This window comes from Paenibacillus sp. Soil750 (genome assembly GCF_001428045.1).
GTDB classification, from domain to species: domain Bacteria; phylum Bacillota; class Bacilli; order Paenibacillales; family NBRC-103111; genus Paenibacillus_E; species Paenibacillus_E allorhizoplanae.
In genome coordinates, this window is sequence record NZ_LMSD01000023.1 from 617,191 (window position 1) to 642,007 (window position 24,817).

Sequence of the window (24,817 nt, forward strand, 5' to 3'; positions counted from 1 at the left end):
GCTGCGTAAGTCTCCCCAAACAAACAGGTTTAGTTTCACATTACTTTACTTATTTACCTACCCTTCTCCAGTAGTAAGCTAATTTCACAATGTTCATGTTTGTTGAGATTCCAACCAGGCACAGATCCACTGCAAATCTAATTCATTATGAAATAGGATAAGGGAGGACATCGAATATGATCCGTAACATGAAATTTAAATCACTATTTGTCGCAGCAAGCGTATCACTGCTGATGGGTTCTACAATAGGATGCAGTACAAATGAAGGGTCCAGCGCTTCCACGAAGCCATCTGCTAGTGTTGCTCCAGCGGCCAGTACAGGAGCAACGGCTACAACAGCACCGCAAGAAGATCCGAAGATCGAGCTTACGGTGTGGGCGGCTCCGAACGGGACGTATAAACCTGGTCAGAAAGCTGGCGACTGGTTCAAAGAAGATTTGCTGCCTGAATGGAATAAGCTCCACCCGAATGTCAAAGTCAACATCGAACTCATTCCGTTCGACGGAATTAATGAGAAGGTTACGACAGCCATTGCCTCCAAGTCGGCACCTAACGTCTTTTTGGATTACCCAGGTCGAACATTGGCTTATGGCCAAATGGGAGCGCTCGCTTCCCTTGAGAGTATTATTCCACCAACTGATCTTGCTCAAGTGAAGAAGAGTGCGGATATGATGAAAATGGTATCTGTTGGCGGCACGGTCGTGACGCTGCCGTATTATTCAACACAGCTTGGCTTGATTCTCAACAAGTCCCTGTGGAAAGAAGCAGGAGCTGAAAAATTGCTTCCGCAGGATGAATTCCGCACGTGGACACCAGACCAATTCAAGGCAGCACTGAAGGCTGTGGCTAATAAAGATAAGGGTGTTTATGGACTGACGCTATTCGCATTGAACGAACAAGGGGATCAAATTTATAACAATATCATTTCTGGTTATGGGGCCAAATTGTTCAACGCCGATTATACGAAATATACGGCAGGAGACAGTCCAGAAACGGAAAAGGCGTTGGCGTTCTTCAAATCCCTTGTGGATGAAGGCTTAGTTACCCCACATCCAGAAACATTAACGTCCACGAATGCACTTGATTATTGGAAACAACGCAAGAATGGCATGGCTGTGGCGTCTGCGGCGCACTCCGATATTATTAAGAACGGCTTGAAAGACGGCAGTGTCAGTGGGCCTAATGAATACATGTACGTCAACTTCCCGTCTACGACGCCTGGTCAAGCTGCGTTGAAATCGGAAATCGGCTTTGGTGTTGTTTTCAAGAACACAGATGCTGTCAAAGAAGAATGGGCGAAGAAGTTCCTCTATTGGTCTGTGAAAGATAACGTCATTTTCCAAACAGCAATGAAATCGTTCGATCCGCTAGGCAAAGCACCCGCTTGGACGGAAACCGATCCAGAGCTTCAGTTCCTGGCCAAATTATCGACGAAAACGAAGGAATGGCCGGTCATTGATCCAGGCTGGGGTATCAAGGGTTATCCAGAGATGAGAGCGGCTATGTTCCCTGAAATACAAAAATTGTTTATCGGCATGTCTACGCCTAAGCAAACAATCGATACAATTTCCCAGAAATTTAACGCCACCATAGCGAAATACAATAAGTAATCATTACAATGCGGCAGGATGACTGTGGTCTCCTGCCGCAATTGCTTATACAGCCTAGTGAAAGAAGGGAAGGTGAACCATGAAACAGAGTAGAATCAGCAGCATTCGTTTGCGCAGAGAAATCAGTGGTTGGCTTTTCGTACTTCCCATGCTGTTGTTTTTCCTGTTGTTTGTCGTGTATCCCATTCTCAAAGCAATTAAAAGCAGTTTTTATGGCTTCGATTATACGAAATATTATTGGGCAGGATTGGACAATTATCGTACCATTTTGAGCGATGAATTGTTCTGGAAGTCGATTCGCAATACGTTGGAGTTTGTCTTATATCTGGTGCCGTCGATCACCATTATTGCTTTGATGATAGCGGTTACTCTTCATACGTATCCGAAAAAAATGCAATCCTTTTTTAAAGCAGCATTTTATATTCCAGGTGTGACGTCGATTGTCTCGTTAACGTTAGTATGGCAATACATCTATAACGGTCAATTTGGTTTAGGGAATTACATACTTGGACGATTTGGGTTGGATTCTGTCAATTGGCTGGGCGTTAATTCGGCAACAATTGCCTTGTCCTTAATTGTTCTTACGATTTCAGTTGGTTCAGCAGTTGTTGTATTTTCAGCGGCACTCGGGGGAATTCCTAAGGATTTCTATGAATCTGCCTCCTTAGATGGCGCTAAGCCTTGGAAAATGTTTCACCGAATCACGCTTCCCATGTTAAAGCCAACGATGCTGTATGTTGTCGTTACGGGCACAATCGGTGCTTTTCAAGTGTTTGCCATTATTCTCATCATGACAGGTGGCGGTCCTGCTTACCGGACAACGACGATTATGATGTTAATTTATCAGCAGGCGTTCGTAAATATGAATTTTGGCGTGGCCAATGCCATGGGGATTGTCTTATGTGTCATTATCAGTCTGATCGCCTATGTGCAATTCAAGTTTCTTAAATCGGATATTGAATATTAAGGGTGGAGGAAACGAGGATGCCGAATAAAAAGTCACCGCTTTGGGGGGGACATGTGTTTCTTTGGATATTAACCTTGTTCTTCCTCTGGCCCTTCTATTGGATGGTTAGCGGATCACTCAAGAACCTCAAGGTTGCTTTGCAAATACCGCCGGAATGGGTGCCAGTCCACCCGACATTTCATAACTATACGTCTTTGGTCACGAACAATCCGGTGTTCACTTGGTTTTATAACAGTATGTTCATCTCGTTGGTTGCCACCGTACTTGTCATCGCGGCCAGCTCGTTGTCAGCCTATGCGCTAGCCAAAATTCCATTTATGGGATCCAAACTGTTGTTCACTGTGATGATTGCTGCCATGACAATCCCGCATACAGTCTTATTTATTCCGCTTTTTCAGCTGCTGAATGATCTAGGTCTTATTAATACCAAATGGGGGGTGCTGCTTCCCGTTGTGGGTTGGCCTTTCGGTGTGTTCCTGTTAAAACAATTTATGGCTTCACTGCCAAGTGAATTAGTGGAAGCTGCCAAAATCGATGGATGTGGGGAATGGCAAATATTTCGTCGCATCATCCTGCCGCTTGCCAAACCTGGCATCGGTGTATTGGCCATCTTTACGTTCGTCAATACGTGGAATGACTATGTGTGGCAAGTGATTGTGCTAAACGGAGAAAAGATGTTCACTTTACCGGTGGGTATTAAAGTTGCCCAGAAAATATCTGAATTGGAAACGAACTACGGCGTTGCCATGGCGGGTGCCATGCTCGCGACACTTCCCGTGCTGATCATTTTTCTATACTTTCAGAAATACTTTACCGAAGGCATTACGGTAGGTGCATTGAAAGGTTGATGGGGCTTGGAAAAGAGGAGGGGAAGGAGAGGGACTTGCATGTATCACGCAGCCATTATCGGACTTGGCAAGATCGGCTTAACCTTTGATATCCCCTATAAGGGAAGAGTTAATAGCCACGCCATGGCCTACCACTTGCATCCTGATGTGGCCTTGGTTGCAGCGGTCGGCAGACGGCAAGAACAGGCAGATCAGCTGGCAATGATCGCGCCAGAGGCAGCATACTATGGGGATCAGGCGTTGTCAACCATGCTGAAGAGTCATCAGATCGATATCATCAGTATTTGCACACCGCCGACGATTCGATATGGGCTGCTTCAAACGGTGCTGGAGCAATCCACTGCAAGGCTTATCTTTCTAGAAAAGCCTGTTGCTAGCGGTATAGAGGAAGCAGAGCGTATCGTCGCGCTATGCAAGAAGCATACCGAACGAACGGTCGTCGTCAACTTATCACGCAGATGGAGTGAGGGGGCGATGCAGATCCGTGCGGCGGTCCGGAACGAGACGTATGGAAAGTTGAAGAAAATTCACTTGCGTTATAGTCGTGGCATTTACAACACGGGCTCCCATTTATTCGATTTGGTGCGTTATGTGGCAGGATCGATTGAGCAAGTGACAGTTGTAGAACGGGTTCCCACCAACTTAGATGCTATCGAGGATTGGACATATTCCTTCTTGTTTACAGCGGAAAATAACGATGTAACTGGTTATGCGGAGGCTTTTGATGATCGTCATTATAACCTTTTTGAGTTAGATCTGTACTTCGATCGCGGTGTAATCGAAATGCTGCAAGGCGGGGACGTAATCCGCTATTATGGGACCGAGCCGCATCCCCTGCAAGCTGGCATGCGGAACTTGGTCCTCGAACGAGATGAGCAAGATGTGCTCGGCAAATCCAGCAACATGGGGAATGCGATCGCTCACCTTGTTCACATGCTGGAAGCCGGCGTGGAGCCCTTATGCTCGTTGGCTGATGGCATTTACCCGCTTTATGTGGCGGAAGCGTTGAACCAGTCTTATGCAAGAGGTGGTACCTCCGAGCAAGTGAATTTGAAATGAAAGTCGGATAGTCAATTCGATCTTGAGTGAAGGAGATTGATGATGGAGTTGAACAAACTAACGACGGAGCAGCAACAATTTTATGAGGATCATGGTTACTTATTAGGTTTGCCTGTCATATTTCCTGGAGAAGAAGCGAAACAATTACAAAAGGGCTATGAACAGCTCATTTCTTTCTTGCAGGATGATGAGAATCCTTCGGACATTATGGGCTGGCATAAGACGAGCCGATGGCTATATGACATCTGTACGAATCCGCAAATTCTCAATTACGTTGAGGGTGTGTTGGGCAATGATTTTTACTTAGCGGCAAGCGAGTTTATTACCAAATCGCCTCATTCCGATAAAACGGTGCCTTGGCATCAGGACTCCTATTATTGGTCTACTGCGCTCAACAACACGGTCACGGTTTGGCTTGCTATTTCGGATGTGGACGAAGCGAATGGTGCGATGAAGGTGATTCCAGGTACACATAAAGCGGGCATTATTCAGCATAAAATTGCGGGCGATGACGCCATTCTGTCCTTTGAATTGGAGCAGGGAACATTCAGCGAGAAGGATGCGGTTTCCATGGTCATTCCCGCAGGGGGCATTTCCATGCATGTAGATTCTCTTATTCACGGCTCGGGTCCCAATACCTCAGACCGTTGGCGCATCGGATTTGTTATCCGGTATTCCAAGACGATGGTGAGATGGGATCCGCAAGTGTACCCCAATTTCCAACTCTACATGATGAGAGGACAAGACGACTATGGCTTCCACCCACAAGGGGAATTGCCCGTAGAGCCGTTTGGTCGTCCTCCTTATACGAAGCGTATTCGTAAAAGGGAATAATGGCAGCTGCCAAAGAAAGGGAGATGAATCTTTATTTTAAGCTACGATAAGCAGTGGACATCGACGATCTCATCTTTAACGTTGGGGACTGTGCAGCTGGGAATGCCCTATGGGATCGCTAATCAACAGGGTCAGCCTGATGAGAGAGTGGCAGGGCACATCTTGGATGCTGCCTTAGAGGGAGGCATTACCTGTCTCGATACGGCAAGCGCTTACGGAAGCTCAGAGCAGGTACTAGGTACTTATTTTGGGCAACAAACACGATCAGCCCATATCATAACGAAACTCCATCTGACTGTGGATCATGATACAACCCTTGCCAATTTGGAAGAGCAGATTGAAGCAAGTATAAGTAGATCAATGGAACGATTGCAGACCTCTTGTATACCCGCAGTATTGCTGCATCGACCGAACGTGTTAGAGATATTTGGTGAGAAAGTGACTGAATTGCTGCGTAAGCAAGTGAAGCGAGGGAATATCGGCACGATGGGGGCTTCACTCCTTTCCTACGAAACGCAGGAATTTGCGGCAAATTGGAAAGAACTCCAGGATGACTTGTACGAGATCGTACAGTTGCCTATCAATATCTTGGATCGTCGTATGTTTACGAACGGAACCTTTGATAAGCTTAGAAATGCGAATAAGAAGCTGTTCGCAAGAAGCATCTATCTGCAAGGATTATTCTTCCTTCAGCCAACAGAATTAAGGAGGAACTTGGAAGCAGCTAAGCCTTGGCTTACCTTGTTACACTCATATGCGGAGCAAGAAGGGATGTCTGTACCTGAATTAGCTTTTTCATATATTCATCATCTCCCTGGCATCTCCAGCATCGTTTTTGGTGCTGAAACGCCGGAGCAAGTGAAAGAAAATATTGCGCTTTTAGGAACGCCGCCTATAAGTGATAAGACCTTGCAGGAATTGGCGACAGCTTTCGCAAAGGTGCCTGAACAAGTCATTACACCTTCCATGTGGGAAGTGAAATAAGGGCAGTGCAGTCCAAATATAGGGATAAATGAGGAGATCATCATGGTCACATATCTTAAAAAAGGTAATGCCCGATCATCATCTGCTGCAAGCGAAGAGGCCATCTATCAAACCGTTAAGGATGTCATTCAAGAAGTTGAAATCCGTGGAGATGAAGCTGTTCGTCAGCTTTCCCAGAAATTCGATAACTGGTCGCCTGAAAGCTTTCGATTGCGTGAATCTCACCTTCAAGAAATTGTCGCCAGTGTGCCAGATCGAGTGAAGGAAGACATTCGATTCGCGCAGCGGCAAGTTCGCAATTTTGCTGAGAAACAATTGGAAACGGTTCGTGACCTCGAGGTTGAAACGTTACCAGGTGTATTTCTAGGACATAAACATATTCCTGTGAGTAGTGTTGGCTGTTATATTCCTGGTGGACGTTATCCTATGGTCGCTTCGGCACATATGAGTATCTTGACGGCGAAAGTGGCGGGGGTTAAAAGGGTTATTGCTTGTACACCACCAATCAAGGGCGAAATCCCAGCAGCGACGATTTGTGCGATGGTGTTTGCAGGCGCTGATGAAATTTATGTGTTAGGCGGTATTCAGGCCATGGCAGCTATGGCGATTGGGACAGAGACGATCGAATCTGTCGATATGCTTGTAGGGCCAGGTAACGCCTACGTCGCGGAGGCCAAGCGGCAGCTTTTTGGAAAAGTCGGTATCGATCTGATAGCAGGACCAACGGAAGTGTTGGTGATTGCCGATCATACGGCAGATGCCGAGATGGTGGCTGTGGACTTGTTAGGTCAGGCTGAGCATGGCCCTACGTCTCCAGCGGTCTTGCTGACAACTTCCGAAGCATTGGGGAAGGAGACCCTTCTTGAAATAGAGAAACAGTTGAAGGTTCTTCCAACTGCTGACATAGCTGGTATCGCTTGGCGTGATTACGGCGCCATCATGGTGGTGGATAGGTTGGAGGAAGCGGTCGTAGAAGCAGATAAACTCGCATACGAACATGTGGAAGTATTGACCGAGGATCCGAATTATTTCCTGGCGAACCTGTCGAACTACGGTGCCTTATTTCTCGGTCCTGAAACCAATGTAGCGTACGGGGATAAAGCCATTGGTACGAATCATACTCTTCCGACCAAAGGTGCTGCCAGATATACAGGCGGACTCTGGGCAGGGAAATTCTTGAAAACATGCACCTATCAGCGTTGTACGAAGGAAGCTAGTTCGTTGGTTGGTGAGTATGTATCACGACTTTGTGAAATCGAGAATTTCATGGGTCATAAGGAACAAGCCGATTTGCGTGTGCGTCGATATGGCAGCAAAGCATCCGTTTGATTGAAGGCTACGCAAAGATACTCTGCAAAGATAAGCAAGCTCTTCCATCTCTGATGGTTGAGACTTGCTTTTTTCTAGTTCACCCACATCAAATTACCAAAGGAAGTCATCAAAGCCCTCTAGGAAGATCAGGATGGATATGTTATTTTCTATACCAAACACTCAAAAGGGGAGCTTAAGCCATGGCTGATCAGGAAACCGCCCGATGCTTAGAGCAGGTTACAACGCGTATTGCTAGTGCGAAAAGGATGATTGAGAACAACTGGGATCGCTATATCAACGCTCCGTATGACTTGGCTAGACTTCATCTAGGGAGAGCTGATCAGCTGCTTGAAGAGGCGCGACAATTAGCGTCTACCGATATGGAGGGATGTCGATCCAAAGCGACGCTTGCGTCAACGGAGGCATGGGAAGGGTACTTATTATCTCTGCCCAGTCGTGTAGCGGAGGCACGAGGTGTCTGGTATCGACCCGTAGAGAAAAACCGTGAAGAAGTGGGGCGCACGTTGGACCGTATGCAAGCGGCTGGCTTCAATGAGCTGTATCTAGAGACATGGCTTTGGGGATATACGATCTACCCGAGTCATACGGCCATGGTGAAAGGGATAGAGGCGCAGCATCCAGCTTTTCGAGGGTATGACCCGTTGGAAGCTTTCGTTAAGGAGGGAGAGTCGCGGGGAATCGCTGTTCATGCTTGGTTGGACGGGTTCATGGTTGGTGTTGACACGACGGGAGGGCCTGTGCTGCGAGCCTATCCAGAATGGTCTGCACTTTCGCACAGACAAGCACATTCAGAGAAGCCAGTACCTCAACAAGGGACGGGTTACTTTTGGCTTGATCTGATTAATCCTTCTGTACGCAAGTATCTCTTAGATATTGTTATAGAGATTGTTTCTACGTACAGAGTTGCAGGTATTAATTTGGATTTTATGAGGTTCCCCCATACGGATGAAGACTGGCAGGATACCTATTGCTTCAGCTTGTATGCCCGTGAGGCTTTCCAGCGTGAACATCGCTGGGATCCGCTTGAGATTTCTAGTGAGCAGAGGGAGCTTTGGACGATATGGACGAAATGGTTGGAGCAGCAAGAAGACGAATTTGTATCGCACTTGTACAAGGAGATGAAGCGGATCAGCTCGAATCTAATTGTATCGGCTGCACCTGAACCAGGGGCGGAGTCTACTAAAATTGGCAACTGGTCACAGCACGTTGATGTAGTTATCCCACAGGCTTATTATGCTACAGCCTCTGAGGTTCGACCCTCTGTCCTGCTGCACAAGAAAGAGCTTATGCCTGGTAATCTTGTATACAGCGGCATTTACCCGATGTACGCACAATTAGGCGCACAGGAAACGATTGAACAGGTGCTTGCAGCGCAGGATATAGACATGGGTACTGTCATCTTTGCCTTTGGCCAAGCGACAGACGAAACGATTCGTGCTCTGCGTTTAGGGCCGTGGCGAAACGCTGCGATTTCCACAGGGATGTATCCACTACGCGCGATTCAAGCCTTATTGGAAGCAGTAAAAACAGATATGAAACACGTTTACCTTCCTCGGCTTGCGATTCATGAACAAGCGGCGCTTGCCATCATAGCAAGGTTGGATGTGTTTCTTGATGCTTTGCAAAGGCATGAGGGAGAAGAGCTAACGATCACTTTGGATGAGAAGATCGCGGAGTTCAAGCCATTACTGCTTCAATATCAAGTAGATGGGATGATTCATCCTGTTGTCGTGGAACACTTGACGAACACATTAACAGACGTACAAGAGCTTCTACAATACGCACAGTTGAAGCAAGTGAAGTAAATCGAGCGGGGGTCTCATAATGAATTTATTAATTGTGGAAGATGAAATCCGTCTCAGAAACGCGCTGGCTAATAATATTCCATGGGATAAGCATGGCATCGAGGTCGTGGGCCAAGCTGGCAATGGTGCGGAAGCCCTTCGAATCATTGACCGTAAAAAGCCGGACATTATTTTGCTGGATGTGCAGATGCCAGAAATGGACGGATTAACGCTGGCAAGACATCTTCGCCAAGTAGATCCTTTGTTGAAAATCATCGTACTTAGCGGACATGATGATTTCTCTTATGCACAGGAGGCACTGGGGCTTGGTATTATGAAGTATTTGTTAAAGCCAGCAGGTGATGAAGAAATCCTGGGGACCGTGCTCGAAGCTGCAGAGAAGTTGAAAAGCGAACTTGAGCAGCGTCATAACGAAGATGAGTTGAAATTGAAATGGAAGCTCCATCTTCCTTATTTGGTCAATGAATTTTTCCAGGGCTTGTTGAATGGAAAGTACGAAAACTGGGAGATTGGTCAGAAATGTAGGGATCTGCAATTGGATTTGCCAAATGATGCCGCTTATGCCGTTACCATCGTGGATATGGACCCAATCTCAGAGACTGACAACCGGTTTAGCAGAAAGGATATGTCACTGCTTCAATTCTCGCTCAGCAGTATCGTGAAGGAAGCTCTAGCGTCTACACTCTGCTGGGTATCTACCAATTATGCGGGATGTACGGTCATCATTTTTCAAATGGATCGTGAAGAGGAACCCAAATTGGCATTGCAAAAAATCAATGCTTTGACCGAAAAACTGTTATTTACGGTAAAAAGCTGTCTCAAACTTAGTGCGAGTGCCGGGATCAGTGGGATGACCGGCGGCTTAGCGGATATGAATAAGCTCTATGTGCAAGCTGTGCGCGCACTGCAAGATCGAATTGTACTGGGCCATGATCTGGCGATCCCTTACCGGGCGGAGCAAGGGAGAGAGCCGGAACTGACGTTTCAACCGAACCATGAGAAAACGCTGGAAATTGCCCTTGAAACCGGAGATGGGGAAAAGGCATTAGACATGTTGACGGCACTTTGGGACAGCGGGATGGCGAAGGCGGAGAGCGTAGATGAGATTAATGAGCATATTTTGTATTTTACTTATTTATTCGTCGGGATGATTCAAAAGCAGGGATGGCCCGTACGGGAAGTAGCCGGCGAGGATTATGTTTATTTTCATAACCATTCGGAACTGGCAACCAAAGAACAGATCTTATTCTGGCTGGAGCGCATGATTAAGGCGTATCTAACTTATGCAGGCCATAGGCGCAAATCGACCAGCCATGGCATGATCAAGACTATTCTTAGTCTCGTGGAAAATGAAATTGATCAGGAAATGACCCTGCATGCTGTTGCAGACAGGATGTATGTGAATTCCTCTTATTTAAGCCGTCTGTTCAAGCAGGAAACCGGTAAAGCGTTCTCCACCTATGTGATGGAACGGAAAATGGAGCGGGCCAAGGCGATCCTTCAAGAGGGCTCACGTGTATATGATGCCGCTTCTGCCGTTGGGTACAGAGATGTTAGTTATTTTACAAGAGTATTCCGTAAATACTGGGGTGTCACACCTGGGGAAATACGTAATTAATAACCAAATATGCGATTCGGCAGCCTTCTCGGATTTCTCGGGAAGGTTTTTTTTATTCCATTTTGATTTTCCTATTCGAGAAGTTATGAAAGTACCAAAACAAGTAATATTCCTCTAATTCGCATTAAAACGGGGGATGGTACACTAAGTTTAGAAAGAGAGTACGAAGGAGGAGGCACCTTGAGCGAAACGAACACGACGAAAGAAACGGTCCTACCCATTAATAAAAATGTTAAAAAAAGATATATGCGTCAATTGTGGATCGATGTCAGGAAAGATTGGGATTTGTATCTCGCACTCCTGCCTGGCATCGCATTTCTCCTGCTGTTCAAGTACACCCCGATGTACGGAATTATCATTGCGTTCAAGGATTTCAATATTTTCGATGGGATGGCAGCAAGTCCATGGGTTGGGATGAAGCATTTCGATAAATTGATTTCATCAGCAAGCTTTTTGCAAGTATTCCAGAACACGTTGCTCATTTCCGTTTACAAAATCTTGTTCCTCTTCCCCCTTCCGATCATCATTGCCATACTACTCAATGAATTGAAAAACATGGCGTTCAAGCGAAGCGTACAAACCGTCGTCTACTTACCTCACTTTTTGTCTTGGGTCATTGTCAGCGGATTATTCATTGATCTACTTTCTACGAATGGCGGTATCGTGAACAAAATTATTGTCGCCATGGGCGGCGAACCCATTCGATTCTTCTTAGACAGTCAGATTTTTCGTTCTGTTCTCATTGGGACGGCAGGCTGGAAAGAAACCGGTTGGAATACGATCATCTATCTGGCTGCTTTAGCTAGTATTGATCCTGGTTTGTATGAAGCAGCTAAGATCGATGGCGCCAATAAATGGAAGCAAATTGTACATATCACACTGCCTGGCTTGATCCCGATTATTTTACTAATGTTCATTCTTCGTCTGGGTTATGTTTTGGAAGCCGGAACGGAACAAATTCTCGTCATGTATAACCCAAGTGTTTACAACGTCGCAGACGTGATTGGCACGTATGTGTACCGGATCGGACTCGGCGAACAGGATTATAGCTTTTCAACAGCTGTAGGGGTATTCGAATCCGTTGTTGCGTTTATTTTGATCCTAACGGGTAACGGGCTGGCCCGAAAGTTTTTTGGACGAGGTATCTGGTAAACGGTGTATCAAGCATAAGGAGGATCTGAGATGAATATGAAAAGCAGTTTACAACCTAGGTCCAGCAGGAAATCCTCAGCCATCCCGTTATCGCTCGGCGAGAAAATTTTCACTGTGGCCAATCACCTATTCTTTATTCTATTGGGCTTATCGACCATCTTTCCGTTTATTAACCTGATTGCCAAATCACTAAGTAGTGAGGCGGCTGTTGTTGCGGGGATGGTGAATCTATATCCGATTGATTTTCAAATAGGGACCTATACGTATGTGGCAAGCAATGCTATGTTTCTGAGTGCATTTACGATCTCCATCACGGTAACGCTTGTTGGATCACTCATCTCGTTGTTCATGACGACACTTGCTGCCTATCCGCTATCCAAACCTAGACTAAGGGCACGTAAGTTGTTCATTCTCATGTATTTATTTACAATGCTGTTCAGCGGTGGTCTAATCCCGACGTATCTGCTCATGCACAAGCTGCATCTCATTGATAAGCTGCCGGTTCTCTTCCTGCCATACATGATTAACGTCTACAATATGCTCATTGTCAAAAGCTACTTCGAAGGCCTGCCAGACAGCCTTGAGGAATCGGCCAAAATGGATGGGGCTAGCAATATGCGGATATTTGCGCAAATTATTCTACCGCTTTCCATGCCTGTACTTGCGACGATTGCCCTGTTCTATGCGGTTACGTTCTGGAACGATTATTTTACTTCACTTATCTATATTAACTCCGCCGATTTGAAGCCTTTGCAGCTGTACTTGAAGGAATTGTTCGTTTCCTCGACAGATACATTCATGCGTACGAATGTCGATGCTTCGTTGAACGTATCACCGCAGTCGATTCAGGCTGCTTCGATCATTCTAGCTACACTTCCGATCATATGTGTGTATCCATTTTTACAGAAATATTTTGTTAAAGGTGTGCTGGTAGGCTCAGTAAAGGGATGAAGTCAAAGGCGAATTATGAAGGGTGGTGGTGGGCCAGCTCTACAAGGGTTCCATAATAGTTGGTATATGGCAGTATCCATACTCAAAGGGAAAAATAGGGAGGCTCTTACATGGTAAAAAAAATGTTAGTTCTCATGTCCATCACAGCAATGACAGCAGCGATTACGGCTTGTGGTGGATCCAGTCAAACCACTAGCAGTTCTACAACGCCAGCTGCATCTACTGCACCTGTTGCAACCGTAGAAGCCAATAAACCAAAGCCGGAGTTCAAAGCACTGCTGCAATATGCGCGATTTGATCCGAATACCGAAGTCGTTGCCAAGTTCCTGAATGAAAAAACGGGCTACAAAGTGACCTACGACATGCTGCCTGTTGAAAATCCAGATGACAAGCTCAATCTACTGATGGCGAACAAAGAGAAATATGCTTACATGCTGCTCAGTGGACCTCAATATTCGAAGCTTGCTGCCTCTGGTGCGCTTGAGCCGATTGATGAGCTGGTCAACAAATACGGTACGAATATGAAGAATGTGATTTCACAAACCTCTTGGAACGGCGCGAAGCTGAATGGTAAAATTTTCGGCATACCGCAAACGGGATCAGGGACAATTGTGAATACACAGTTAATCGTCCGTCAGGATTGGATGGATGAGCTTGGTTTAAAAGCACCTACGACACGTGATGAATTGTATACGGTCCTGAAAACGTTGAAAGAAAAGAAAAATGTAATTGGATTAACCGGTGGGAAAAGTCCGCTTTTACCTGAGGTACTTCCTACGTTTGGCATACCGATGGTTTCGGCGACAGCAACGACCGGCTGGCAGGATGTCAATGGTAAATTGGTGAATGCGATTGAGAATCCGAATATGAAGAAATATTTGGAATTCATGAAAAAACTCTACTCGGAGAAATTGATTGATCAGGAATGGTCACTGAACCAAGCCAATAAAGTCATCGAGAACTTCACAAGCGGTAAAGCGGCGATCATTTCAAATGCTTATTTTAACGCGCCAACTGTGCAAAATGCGTTATTGAAAAACTCGCCAAATGCCAAAATCGGAAGTTTCCCTTACTTCAAAGGGGATGATGGCAAAGTCCAAGTCATGGGAAGTGCAGGCATCAGCTTCTATGTGGGCATTCCGAAATGGGCAGAGAACAAAGAAGATATTATTAAATATTTGGATCTTAAGCTGGATAAAGATATTTTCAAAGAAGCGGCGATTGGTAAAGAAGGCGTTCACTATAAGTTTGAAAATGGCAATTACTTCCCTATACTGCCGAAGTTCAATGATGAATATAACAATGCTTCCACGTTCTTAACGGGTGTGGATGAGAAAAATTACCCGATCTACTGGCAAGCGCGTGTTCGTAAAGATCCGATTTTAACGGAATCCTTCAATAAGATTCAAGAAGCAGCCAAAGGCAACATTGTTCTAGACCCGCTTGCTTTTGCGCCACCACTGGAAGCGATTGGTAAATACAACTTGAAGCTGCAAAAGCTCATGGAAGATACGTTCTTGAAATACATCACAGGTGCAGAACCACTTGAAAACTATGACAAGTTCGTAGCGCAATGGAAAGCAGATGGCGGGGAAGAAATGACGAAAGCGGCCAATGAATGGTACGCAGCAAACAAAAAGTAGCAGCGAAATCCCCTGCGGTGATGCCGTGGGGGTTTTACTTCTAGATAAGCGCATCTAGCTGTTCGATTTGGACAGTGAAGCCGTTTATTATGCCCAGAGGGAGTGGATATTGAGATGAAGAAGATTGGGTTTATTGATTATTTTCTTGATGAATGGCATGCGGAGAAATACCCAGGCTGGATCGATAAGGCGTCTAGTGGACGTATGCAGGTTGCATATGCTTATGGGAAAACGAATATGGATGGGAAGCTTAGTAATGCAGAATGGAGCCTAAGGAAGGGGATTCAGCTGCTTGATTCGATCGAGGAGGTTGTGGAGCAGAGCGATTATTTGGTCGTTCTTTCACCGGATCATCCCGAGTATCATGAAGAGCTGGCACAGTTGGCGCTTCAGTCGGGCAAGCCTACTTATATTGATAAAACGTTTGCTCCAAATCGAGCAGCTGCCTTACGGATGTTTGAGCTCGCGGAGAAGCACCGAACCCCGATGTATTCGACCTCTGCGCTGCGCTTTGCAGCGGAGTTTGCGGGCATCGAGAAGCATGGGATCGAGTCCATCATTAGCTTAGGGCCAGGGATGTTTGCCAACTATGCTATTCATCAGGTGGAGCCAATCGTCTCCTTGATGGGGACGGATGTGAGACGTGTGATGTGGGTTGGCACGGACCAAACGCCAGCGTTGTTAATTGGATATGGGGATGGCCGGCAAGCGATATTTCATCAATACGGCTGGGAATGTCCATTTAGTATGGCCCTTTATTATGATGGAGGGGCATCGAAATTTCTTAAGATTGAGTCGGATTTCTTCGGGGCGTTTATCGAGAATTTGGTTGGCTTTTTCGAGTCGGGCAAACCACCGGTTTCCCAAGAGGAAACGATAGCGATTGCTACGATTCTAGATTTCGGTATGAAGGCTGCGAAGAAGCCGTATCAGTGGCTGCAGCTGCCGTAAGCCGTATCGCATTGAAAGATCCAGCACCTTCCTTCTGGAGGGGGCCGGATCTTTTTTTGGTCTGGAAGTGTAAGGAGCAAATAAAGTTCTAGATTGACGATGCTCCATTGGTTTGAATGACAGACTCATTCTTTAAAATAGGGCGTAATCCCTCTTGTATATAGGTTCTCCACTAACTTGAAAAATTCTTCTGACGATAAATCCTGTTGACGCTGGAGCCAAAGACGAAATAAAGAAAGGGAAGTTGTCAGGTAAAACTCAATGAAGTATGGCGTTAAGGAATGGTTATTCGGGACGTTTAATTCTAATTGATTTAAAGTGATTTCTTTTTTTAAGCGTTTTAAAAAACGGGTACTTCCATAATCACCCAAAAGGGCATTAAGAACCAGGAGATGTTCTCTATTGTCCATACAATAGAACGTATCTTGAATCGTATGCATCGATAGCTCTTTCTTCGCCAATTCTTTTTTCATGTCATTTAATAAGTCATTTTCAACAGCGTCTAACAATTCGTAAATGTCAGTAAAGTATTGATAAAAGGTGCTGCGGTTAAAACCTGACTTATTCGCAATTTCCTGAATCGAAATTTTCTCAATCGGCTTTTGGCTATATAACTCACAAAAAACTTCTACAAACTTTTGTCTCGTTTTCTCCGTTATTTGGGGTTGCTTTTTCATGTTTCCCTCCTACTGGCGAATAAGAAGATCATCCGACAAATACTGAAATACTGATGGTTGATCAAGGAATAATAAAAATTTACAATCACATCATACAACATGTTGTCTGATAATCAAAAGAAAATGTTCATAAGTAGGGGTGGTTTTCATGTCAGCAAAACAAGAAAGAATTTTAATTTTTGGTGCAGGTGTTATCGGGAGCATATACGCAATTAAGCTTATTGAAGCAGGGTTTGACGTTAGCCTGTTTGCGCGATCTAATAGATTTAAATCATTAAGAGAAAATGGCCTGCAATATAAAGAAAAAGGTAGAGTTAGATCCATACAAGTGAATGTAATTGATACGCTCGAAAATGACGATGTATACGATTTTATTTTCGTTACCGTTCGTTATGATCGGTCCGAATCCGCGTTGTTAGCGCTAAAAGATAATCAAAGCAAACATATCGTTACGATGACGAATAATTCAATTGGATTTTCTTCGTGGCTGAATATCGTAGGGGATAGACTTTTACCAGCTTTTCCCGGCTTCGGCGGACAGATTAAAGATGGCGTATTGCATGCTCGATTTATGCCAAAGATTATAGTGGCAACTGTATTTGGTGAAATGAATGGCGTAGTGACAGAGCGCATAGAAAACCTCGCAAAAATATTTAAAAGAGCAAAGCTTCCCTACGTTATTAAAAAGGATATGCAAGCATATCTAATCACACATTCCGTAGCAGACATTGCCCTGTTGAGCTTTTTGCATTCTGAGAATAAAGTAATTGACAAAAAAACAGTCAGAACCAGAAAGACAGCACGCCAAATAACAGTCACTTTAAAAACGTATCTAAGGGCAATACAAAAAGCCGGCGTTTCAATTGATCCACCAATGCTTAAAATGGCGCTTATATTTCCAAACATATTTTTGGATCTTTTCTTTATGGCATGGCTGCGAACTAAAATGGTAAGTGATATGATGCTGTTGGATTATGCGAATAGTGCCACCAATGAGATTGTGCAGCTGAGTAATGATTTAATGAAATTTTTAAGTCAACATGATATCAAATCGGACATACATGTTCAGTAATTTCAGACTAATGGTGCCGGCAGAGCAAAGCACCCGAGTTCATCGACGAATCGACGAACTCGGGTGCATAAGCAGGGACGTGTTTGGAGTAATCTCAGTCGATGGATTCCTCCATCATGGCATCGTCATTTTTGTCCTTATGACTGTTGAACACTTTAATCTTAATGTCAGCCTGCTTGCCACGATAGGAAGCTATTATTGTTGCTGTTCCTGGCTTCACAGCTGTGATGATGCCGTCAGCTGTAATGGACGCCACTTTATCGAGTGAAGAGCTGTAGGTCACGCCTTGGTTGATGTAGCCAACTAAGCCATCTGAGTAAATTACTTTAAGCGGTGCTTGGTAGGTTTCGCCTTTAACAAGACTGTGCTTGTTTTCATCGAAGCTGAGACTCGCTACTTCCACGACAGTTACGACGGATTTAGCGGTTTTGCCCTCGTAGGTAGCCGTAATTTCTGTCGTACCTGCTTTCAATGCGGTAACGTTACCATCTGCGGCAACAGTTGCTACCGATGGATTACTGGAGCTGTACGAAGCTCCAGCGACAACGACTCTCGATTGATCCGAGTACACAGCGGTCGTAACGGAAGCATGCATATCGCTTGCAACTAGACGATAAGCTGCAGCATCCAGTTCGATGCCTGTTAGCGTTGGGGCTGTACGTGTGATGCTAATGGTTTTCTCATTCGTCTTGCGATTGTCCACATAGACGGAAATCTGCACATTATTAACGCCGATTGCGAGAGGGACACTTCCAATAAAGTTCCCATTACTGGACACCTCAGCCGGTACGCCGTTTAGAAGAACACGTGCACTCCCCGGTCCAATCACTTCGACTTCGCCTTTGATCTCTAGATTACGCAGTGCTGTACTCGTATTCGCATAATCCAAATACCCTCGCAGCACAGCCGAACGTACAGCATCACCGACTTTGTAGGTTTTAGCGACCAGTTGCCTTCTCGTCCGTACACCGGAAGCATCCAGCGCAGAGATGACGAAGCCGCCTTGTGGAATCACACTGTTATTCGGCGACATGTTGGTCCAGTTCCAGGTAAGCGCCTGCTGTTGGTTCACAACTTTCGTGACTTTACCGGAACTGTCCACGATAGCTTCTACACCGAACGTGCTGGTGGCTGTTGTTTGGCCGAAGTCATTGGAATAAATGTTGAGATTATTCTCGTTCCGGCTCACATTGAAGAGATCCGCTTCAAGGAATGACTCCGGACTACCTGGGATGCTTGAGCCGATTTGATAATCCTTTACATAGGCCACATCATGGAGCGATGCCTTCACCACGGACCAGTTCACTTGTGAAAGATCAAAGAGCATGAGGCCATTGGATTGCGACAATCCAGCTTGGAACACAGAACGTTGCAGTGGAGGGTCTTGAATGTTCGCCAAAGCAATACTAGCGTACATCGGAACTTCACCGTTGGTTACGATATTGCCCAAGGTAATATGATGTTCGATTTCCTTTTGTGTCGTTTGATACGTACCAATCATGAGGAAATCGATGTTGCCCGAATAACCAGTCTGCGCATAAGAGTCGGTATAAAGGCTGTCATCCGGTAGTTGTAAACGGCTGTCGTACTTGAAATTCGGGCTGCCCCAATGAACGCCGTTTAAGTAGTAAGACTCAAACCAGGAACCTACATAAGCGGATGAAAAAACCTTATGACCTTTCAAGGCGGAGTACCGATCCGTTAGTAAACGGACCTCATCTGTAAACGTTTTGATCGTTTGCGAACGGAACTCCCACCAGTCATTGATGAGCGGACCCGCTTGACGAACATTGTTCACATAGCTGAACACATCCGCTGGCCAATTCGTCAACTGCTTACCCCGTGTGGCGAGAAACGCTTCAAACTTCGCACGCGTCAGTGGGCTGAAGTCGGCCGTTTCGTTGTCATAGCGGGTGCGATCGAGAACAACGCCATCTACATCGTAGTTCTTAATTACTTCTTCCATGTTTTTTAGCTCAAAAGCTCTAACATCATCGTTGGCTGGGTTCACAAAAGCTACAAGTGACTTGCCCGATGTATAGTATTTGCTCTCACGCAGGCGCAAAATTTGACCATTATCCTCGGGCCGATATACATGCTCTTCCCAATCCAGATGCTGGTTCAGCAGTCCATATTCGTTATGTGCAGGCGAGCCTTCAGCAAAAACGTTAAAGGCTGCATGGATTTTGATACCAAGCTGATGCCCGTACTTGATAAACTCTTCCAACATATCCAGATTCGGATTGGCACCTGCACGCGTCGGTGCTGTCATTTGTGAGATGTGCGGACGATTCGTCAAATCGTTCTTCTTATAGTTGGCGAAGCCTTCGACGCCTTTGACATCAAGCGCAATGGCTGTCACACCAGCATCTTTGGCTTTGGTTAGCATATCACGGATATTTTCAGGCGTTTGCAGCTTGAAAATATTGGTGCCTTGGTCGACCCAGAGGACGACTTCCTTGGCAGCACTGGTTTGTTTTTTATAAAATACAACAAGCGTCTTTCGATCATTCTCAACGCCGTTCTTCGACGCGACGACATCTAGGTAATTCACGCCTTCAGCGAGGGTAAACTCACTCTGGAAAGAGCCATTCGCTTGCAAAGAAACCGAAGTTTGGTTAATGCGAATCGCATACGTGACGCCAGATTCTAGGTTTTCCAGCTTGCCGGAAACCGTCGTTTTCGGCGCGGTTACCGTAAACCAATCGTCATTGTCTAGTTTAAGACGCGCTTGAAGTCCTTGACCCGTCATGAGTGCGGAGACGGGGACCACTTCACCATTTTTACGCAGCTTAATGAGGTCGCCAACCTTGAAATTTTTCGCCAGATACTGCTTAAAGGTTTTATTCGCCCAACTGTCATCGTTCGCGACAAGGATGAAGCCGCCTTGCGGGATGTTCAGCGTAGTAGGCCCTGTCCAGACGGGCACACCGCCGTTAACAGATGGATTGACAACCCGAGTCACATGATTTGTCGCATCGACGACAACGCCGACGGAGGTGGTGCCAACGGTAACAGATGTTGCAAATTCTGTGGTGAATAAAGCGACGTAATCGGTAATTCTACTCATATCCGTATCAATAGCATTGATTTGCTTGCGCGGACCCTCAATATCGATGGTGATATCGACGGGAGCTGCTTCGACTTCAATAAAATCAGTGGGGCTGGTTGCCGCAGATGCGGTTATGGACCAAGAAGAAGCGAGTAATGTAATCAATAAAGTCATGATTAGCCATTTCGATTTATTCAATTGGTTTCACATTCCTTCCCTAGAAGCGGATTTCTTCACCTTTTTCGCTAGATTCATAGACACCACAAAGTATTTTCATCATCTCAACCCCGTCCTGTACAGGTGATAGGGTCTCCTTTTTACCTTGGCAGACTTCAATAAAGTAATTGATTTCATCTTGAAAACCGGCAACAAAATCAAAGGAAAGGTTATTAATCTGCGGTGTGAGGTTCAAGATGGTATCGTACTTCTCTGTTATGATGGATAGTTGAGGCTCTAATTCTGCTCCACCTTTTTCCCCGTACAGCTTCACCGTCAATTCGTCTTCTTTAGCATGCAGAGTAAAGCTAACATCAACGAGAATCGAAGCGCCGTTCTCAAATCGAATCAAGGCATTGGCCAAATCCTCGACCGTATTATGAGTAGGGTCATAATCGGCAGCTTTGTAAAAAGCCAGATTCTTCACATTGGCACGATTACCCAATTTTTTATATGTATTACCAGAAATGGATTTTACTTTAGGGCGTCCCATCAAGTACCAGCAAAGGTCGATGACATGTACACCTACGTCAATCAGAGGGCCGCCGCCCGAACGATCCACATCGGAGAACCAGCCGCCGGGGTTGCCCAAACGACGAATACACGATGCCTTTGCGTAGTAAATGTCGCCGAGCTCGTTGTTATCGAGGAACGATTTGATGATGCGGGTATTCGAAGCGTAGCGGCGAACGAAACCAACTTGTAGCGTTTTGCCAGTACGGCGAACGGCGTCCTCGACTTCTAACGCCTCTTTCACCGATGTACATAGCGGCTTTTCGGTGAGTACGTTTTTACCAGCCTCCAAGGCGGCAATGGATATTTGGGCATGGCTATTGTTCCATGTACAGATGCTAATGGCATCGATAGCTTCATTCGTTAACAAATCCTCATAGCTTGTATAGATATGTTGAATGCCATATTTTTCAGCTTTTGCTTTCGCACGTTCCTCGTTCAAGTCACAGATGGCATAAAGTTCAGCATCCGGATTCGTATGATACGATTTCAAATGCATTTCGGATATGGAACCTGCGCCAATAACACCAATACGTATTTTACTCATGTACATGCTCCTCTTCTTATGAATGAATAATGTTAAACAGGACGAATCGTAGGCCAAGCCAACTCGATGCCGTAGCTTTCAAGCATATGCTGGAAAGTGCGAAGCTCAGAAGCCTCATTGCGTACTTCCCGAGGCGAGATGCCACGGTCGATGCAGCGGCTTGCGAGAAAACCGACCGCTTCGCCAATGTTCCACTCGACGGGATGCAGTCGGTAACATCCGTTGGTGATGTGGGTGACACCCAGATTTTTGCAAGCTGGCAACAAATTGTTCATGCGGATCGGAATCAAGCTGCCGAGTGGAATCTGGAAAGGTAGGGAAGAGACATCTATATAATGACGGTTACCAGTACTCGGATGGAGGTCGATGCGGTAACAACCGATACCAACCGAATCATGGAACTGTTCGGCTTTCCCGTCAGGACGGCATGCTGTGCTCACATGTTGTTCCAGAACGGTAAACTCCGCCTTGATCCTGCGCGACTCTCTTATGTACGGATACATAGCCAGCCCGTCATCTGTACCGACGATATCTGGACGCAGGCGAAGACCAGGGTAACCTTGCCCGCCATCAGGCCGAGGCGCTTCTGTTTGCAGCCAATAGAGCAGGGATAAGCTGAGCTGTTTCGCATCCCATAGGTGTTGCTCTCTGTCCTCTGCGCTGACATCAATAACTGAGCCTAGCCAGTAGTCGTTCTGCGGCCAATTGACCAATGTAATGTCACCAGGGTAAAAGCCTTCTTCGAAGTTACGGCTATCGATAATGCGACGATAGAAGAATAAGGAGTACTTCTCCGTGCCTTCAAACAGTTCGTAGGAGACATGTTCCAGCGTGCTCGGGCGAACACCAGACCAGCTGAGCAGACGATCAGGCCAGAAGTCTGCTTTGTATGTCTTCCAGAAGTCATAGCGCTCGGGGCGCGCAATGGTGTGATCCTCACCTTCGATGTAATCCATCGCAAAGCAATAGGTGAATCCCTGCATGTCTTGCGGTAGTGCATCACCCTCTACGGCATTCGGCTCGCCAGTCTGACTTTTAGACTCAGCACCTGTCACATATTCCGCACCCGCAAGTGGCAGCGCATCGCCACACTCGGTGGCGTCAAGGAAATAAGCAGCATGCAGCGTCACGCTATCGCCGCTCGTCAAGTTGCGAACTGTGACGGAACGGACATCATCGCCTTCCACGGATACGGATTCTAGTCGGTGGCGAGTTAGAATCTGTAACCGCCCGCTGTTGACATAGGGAGCGAGCATATCTTGCAGGACGGCTAACGCAACCCGCGGCTCATGGCATAATCGTGATACGCCGCCATTACCAGGATTAAGAAGTGTACGTGAACGTGCCTCTGAGGTAAGTGGGAAATGACTTCGGTAATAGTCACGCACACCTTCTCGGAACTGTCGATAACTGCGTGTACAGCCGAATTGTTCGATCCATGGGTGCTCATCTGGCGGAACGGCTTGGCTCGTTAATTGTCCGCCGATCCAATCTGTTTCTTCGGTCATGATTACTTTTTTTCCAGATTTGGCAGCTGCTAGTGCGGCTGCATATCCGCCAGTTCCACCGCCAATCACGACGATATCAGCCTGGTGGTTGTGCGTATGGGGATTGCTTTTCGTGTTAACCAAGTATGATTGTCCCTCCTTTAACCAATTCGCCTGCAGGCATTCACAGGTTATCCCTATTGTATTACAGCTGGAAAATAGCCACAGCGGAGGACCATGACTTCTTTTGGTACTTTAATAACCCATTAGCCGTGAAAAAAAAGGGATTGTACAAGCGAGGGCGAAGATTGATTACCTAACAAGATAATAGTGTGTGGATGCGAAATCATAATTTAGGGAGAGATTCTTAATGAATAATCAACATCAATCAGGTGACGTCTTAAAATTGGATGCGAATATGAGGATTCCACAACTCGATGATCAACGATTGGAATGGTACTCACCATTGGAACAACCCTTTTATTTGGCAGGCTTTGGATGGCTGAAGGAGAAGCAACTATACCGCAGACTGCCAGAAAAGCCCATGTGGACACTGCCCGAGGCGGTAGATAACTTGGCGAATTGTACGGCTGGCGGGCAAATTCGGTTTACAACGAATGCGCTCTCCCTATCCATTAAGGTGAAGTTGTCCAGCGCTGCGAATATGTATCACATGCCCGCAACAGGTCAATGCGGATTCGATTGTTACATTGGAGAGACAGGTGAACAGTTCTATTACAGTACGACTCGTTATGACTCGAAACAAACCGAATATGAAAGCGTTATGTTTACGGATATGGAACCCATAGATAGAAGCATTACTTTGAATTTCCCACTGTACCAAGGCGTTCAAGAGGTGTGGATTGGCCTAAACCCATCTGCACAAATGGCTCCTCCACCAGCTTACGATAACAGCAAAAAGATTCTCCTTTACGGTACTTCCATCACGCAGGGAGGTTGTGCTATCCGTCCTGGCATGGCCTATCCCAATATCTTATCCAGGCGAGTGAATATGGAATTTCTGAATTTAGGCTTTTCAGGTAATGGCAAAGGAGAGCCTGAGCTTGCGCACATTCTAGCAGAAATACCGGATCCTGCCTGTCTCGTCTTGGATTATGAGGCAAACTGTGTATCCACGGAGAGCCTGCAAAAGACTTTGCCCGAATTCATTCGTATCTATCGAAATAAACATCCACATACGCCGATTCTCGTGGTTTCTTGTATTCCTTATGCGAAAGAAAGGTACAGCAAGCAGTTGAAGTTAGAAAAGGAAGAGCGTAAAGGAGTCCAGTTCCGGACGGTCGAGCAAATGCGTGAAAATGGAGATGCCAACATCTATTTTTACGATGGATCAACTTTACTAGGGGAACATGCGCACGAATGTACCGTCGATGGTGTGCATCCGACTGATCTCGGATTTATGCGTATGGCGGACGGACTCACTCCTATTCTTAAGAAAATACTCGCTTAGTTGCTTGCCGACGATGGAAGGGGATTGG

At 45.9% G+C, this 24,817-nt stretch carries 19 protein-coding genes; 15 read left to right on the forward strand and 4 right to left on the reverse strand.

Annotated elements, in window-relative coordinates; all coding sequences use genetic code 11:
• Positions 1 to 176: 176 nt before the first annotated feature.
• From ASL11_RS22540 to ASL11_RS22600, 13 genes are all read left to right on the forward strand, one after another.
• A complete protein-coding gene (locus ASL11_RS22540) occupies positions 177 to 1,610 on the forward strand; it encodes an extracellular solute-binding protein (protein ID WP_056619993.1) in 1,434 nt (477 codons plus the stop codon).
• Positions 1,611 to 1,689: 79 nt separating this feature from the next.
• On the forward strand, positions 1,690 to 2,577 hold the full coding sequence (locus tag ASL11_RS22545) for a carbohydrate ABC transporter permease (protein ID WP_056619996.1): 888 nt from the start codon (positions 1,690 to 1,692) through the stop codon (positions 2,575 to 2,577).
• Between the two features lie 17 nt (positions 2,578 to 2,594).
• Positions 2,595 to 3,425, forward strand: coding sequence for a carbohydrate ABC transporter permease (locus ASL11_RS22550; protein WP_056619998.1), 831 nt, complete (start codon positions 2,595 to 2,597; stop codon positions 3,423 to 3,425).
• A 39-nt stretch (positions 3,426 to 3,464) separates the two neighbouring features.
• Positions 3,465 to 4,484: a Gfo/Idh/MocA family protein gene (locus ASL11_RS22555; RefSeq protein WP_056619999.1), complete on the forward strand. Its 1,020-nt coding sequence runs from the start codon at positions 3,465 to 3,467 to the stop codon at positions 4,482 to 4,484.
• Between the two features lie 48 nt (positions 4,485 to 4,532).
• A complete protein-coding gene (locus tag ASL11_RS22560) occupies positions 4,533 to 5,318 on the forward strand; it encodes a phytanoyl-CoA dioxygenase family protein (RefSeq protein WP_162261669.1) in 786 nt (261 codons plus the stop codon).
• An 81-nt stretch (positions 5,319 to 5,399) separates the two neighbouring features.
• Positions 5,400 to 6,302: an aldo/keto reductase gene (locus tag ASL11_RS22565; RefSeq protein ID WP_268796218.1), complete on the forward strand. Its 903-nt coding sequence runs from the start codon at positions 5,400 to 5,402 to the stop codon at positions 6,300 to 6,302.
• A 42-nt stretch (positions 6,303 to 6,344) separates the two neighbouring features.
• Positions 6,345 to 7,631, forward strand: coding sequence for a histidinol dehydrogenase (gene hisD / locus ASL11_RS22570; protein ID WP_056620008.1), 1,287 nt, complete (start codon positions 6,345 to 6,347; stop codon positions 7,629 to 7,631).
• A gap of 182 nt (positions 7,632 to 7,813) precedes the next feature.
• A complete protein-coding gene (locus tag ASL11_RS22575) occupies positions 7,814 to 9,439 on the forward strand; it encodes a glycoside hydrolase family 10 protein (RefSeq protein ID WP_056620011.1) in 1,626 nt (541 codons plus the stop codon).
• Positions 9,440 to 9,458: 19 nt separating this feature from the next.
• Positions 9,459 to 11,057 (forward strand): response regulator, encoded by a 1,599-nt coding sequence (locus tag ASL11_RS22580; RefSeq protein ID WP_056620014.1) that lies wholly within the window; start codon positions 9,459 to 9,461, stop codon positions 11,055 to 11,057.
• Positions 11,058 to 11,303: 246 nt separating this feature from the next.
• Entirely contained in the window at positions 11,304 to 12,209 is a 906-nt protein-coding gene (locus ASL11_RS22585; protein WP_056620265.1) for an ABC transporter permease, read from the forward strand.
• Positions 12,210 to 12,239: 30 nt separating this feature from the next.
• The gene (locus ASL11_RS22590; RefSeq protein WP_056620017.1) at positions 12,240 to 13,160 is read left to right on the forward strand and encodes a carbohydrate ABC transporter permease; all 921 of its coding nucleotides are present in this window, start codon (positions 12,240 to 12,242) and stop codon (positions 13,158 to 13,160) included.
• Positions 13,161 to 13,270: 110 nt separating this feature from the next.
• Entirely contained in the window at positions 13,271 to 14,803 is a 1,533-nt protein-coding gene (locus ASL11_RS22595; RefSeq protein ID WP_056620021.1) for an extracellular solute-binding protein, read from the forward strand.
• 114 nt (positions 14,804 to 14,917) lie between these two features.
• Positions 14,918 to 15,754 carry a Gfo/Idh/MocA family oxidoreductase gene (locus ASL11_RS22600; protein ID WP_056620023.1) on the forward strand — a complete coding sequence of 279 codons (837 nt, stop codon included), beginning with the start codon at positions 14,918 to 14,920 and terminating at the stop codon, positions 15,752 to 15,754.
• A 125-nt stretch (positions 15,755 to 15,879) separates the two neighbouring features.
• On the opposite strand, the gene ASL11_RS22605 is transcribed toward ASL11_RS22600, so the two are convergent.
• A complete protein-coding gene (locus tag ASL11_RS22605; RefSeq protein ID WP_056620026.1) occupies positions 15,880 to 16,431 on the reverse strand; it encodes a TetR/AcrR family transcriptional regulator in 552 nt (183 codons plus the stop codon).
• A gap of 148 nt (positions 16,432 to 16,579) precedes the next feature.
• Between ASL11_RS22605 and ASL11_RS22610 the strand changes: the two genes are divergently transcribed.
• Entirely contained in the window at positions 16,580 to 17,503 is a 924-nt protein-coding gene (locus tag ASL11_RS22610; protein WP_056620029.1) for a ketopantoate reductase family protein, read from the forward strand.
• Positions 17,504 to 17,597: 94 nt separating this feature from the next.
• Here ASL11_RS22610 and ASL11_RS22615 read toward each other — a convergent pair whose 3' ends face one another.
• Genes ASL11_RS22615 through ASL11_RS22625 form a run of 3 tightly spaced genes read right to left on the reverse strand, consistent with a single transcriptional unit; the run spans position 17,598 to position 23,462 of the window.
• Entirely contained in the window at positions 17,598 to 20,753 is a 3,156-nt protein-coding gene (locus tag ASL11_RS22615) for an Ig-like domain-containing protein (protein ID WP_056620032.1), read from the reverse strand.
• A gap of 19 nt (positions 20,754 to 20,772) precedes the next feature.
• Positions 20,773 to 21,831: a Gfo/Idh/MocA family protein gene (locus ASL11_RS22620; RefSeq protein WP_056620035.1), complete on the reverse strand. Its 1,059-nt coding sequence runs from the start codon at positions 21,829 to 21,831 to the stop codon at positions 20,773 to 20,775.
• A gap of 32 nt (positions 21,832 to 21,863) precedes the next feature.
• On the reverse strand, positions 21,864 to 23,462 hold the full coding sequence (locus tag ASL11_RS22625) for an FAD-dependent oxidoreductase (protein WP_056620041.1): 1,599 nt from the start codon (positions 23,460 to 23,462) through the stop codon (positions 21,864 to 21,866).
• 226 nt (positions 23,463 to 23,688) lie between these two features.
• Here ASL11_RS22625 and ASL11_RS22630 point away from each other — a divergent pair, with 226 nt between their 5' ends.
• Entirely contained in the window at positions 23,689 to 24,789 is a 1,101-nt protein-coding gene (locus ASL11_RS22630) for an SGNH/GDSL hydrolase family protein (protein ID WP_056620043.1), read from the forward strand.
• Positions 24,790 to 24,817 lie beyond the last annotated feature (28 nt).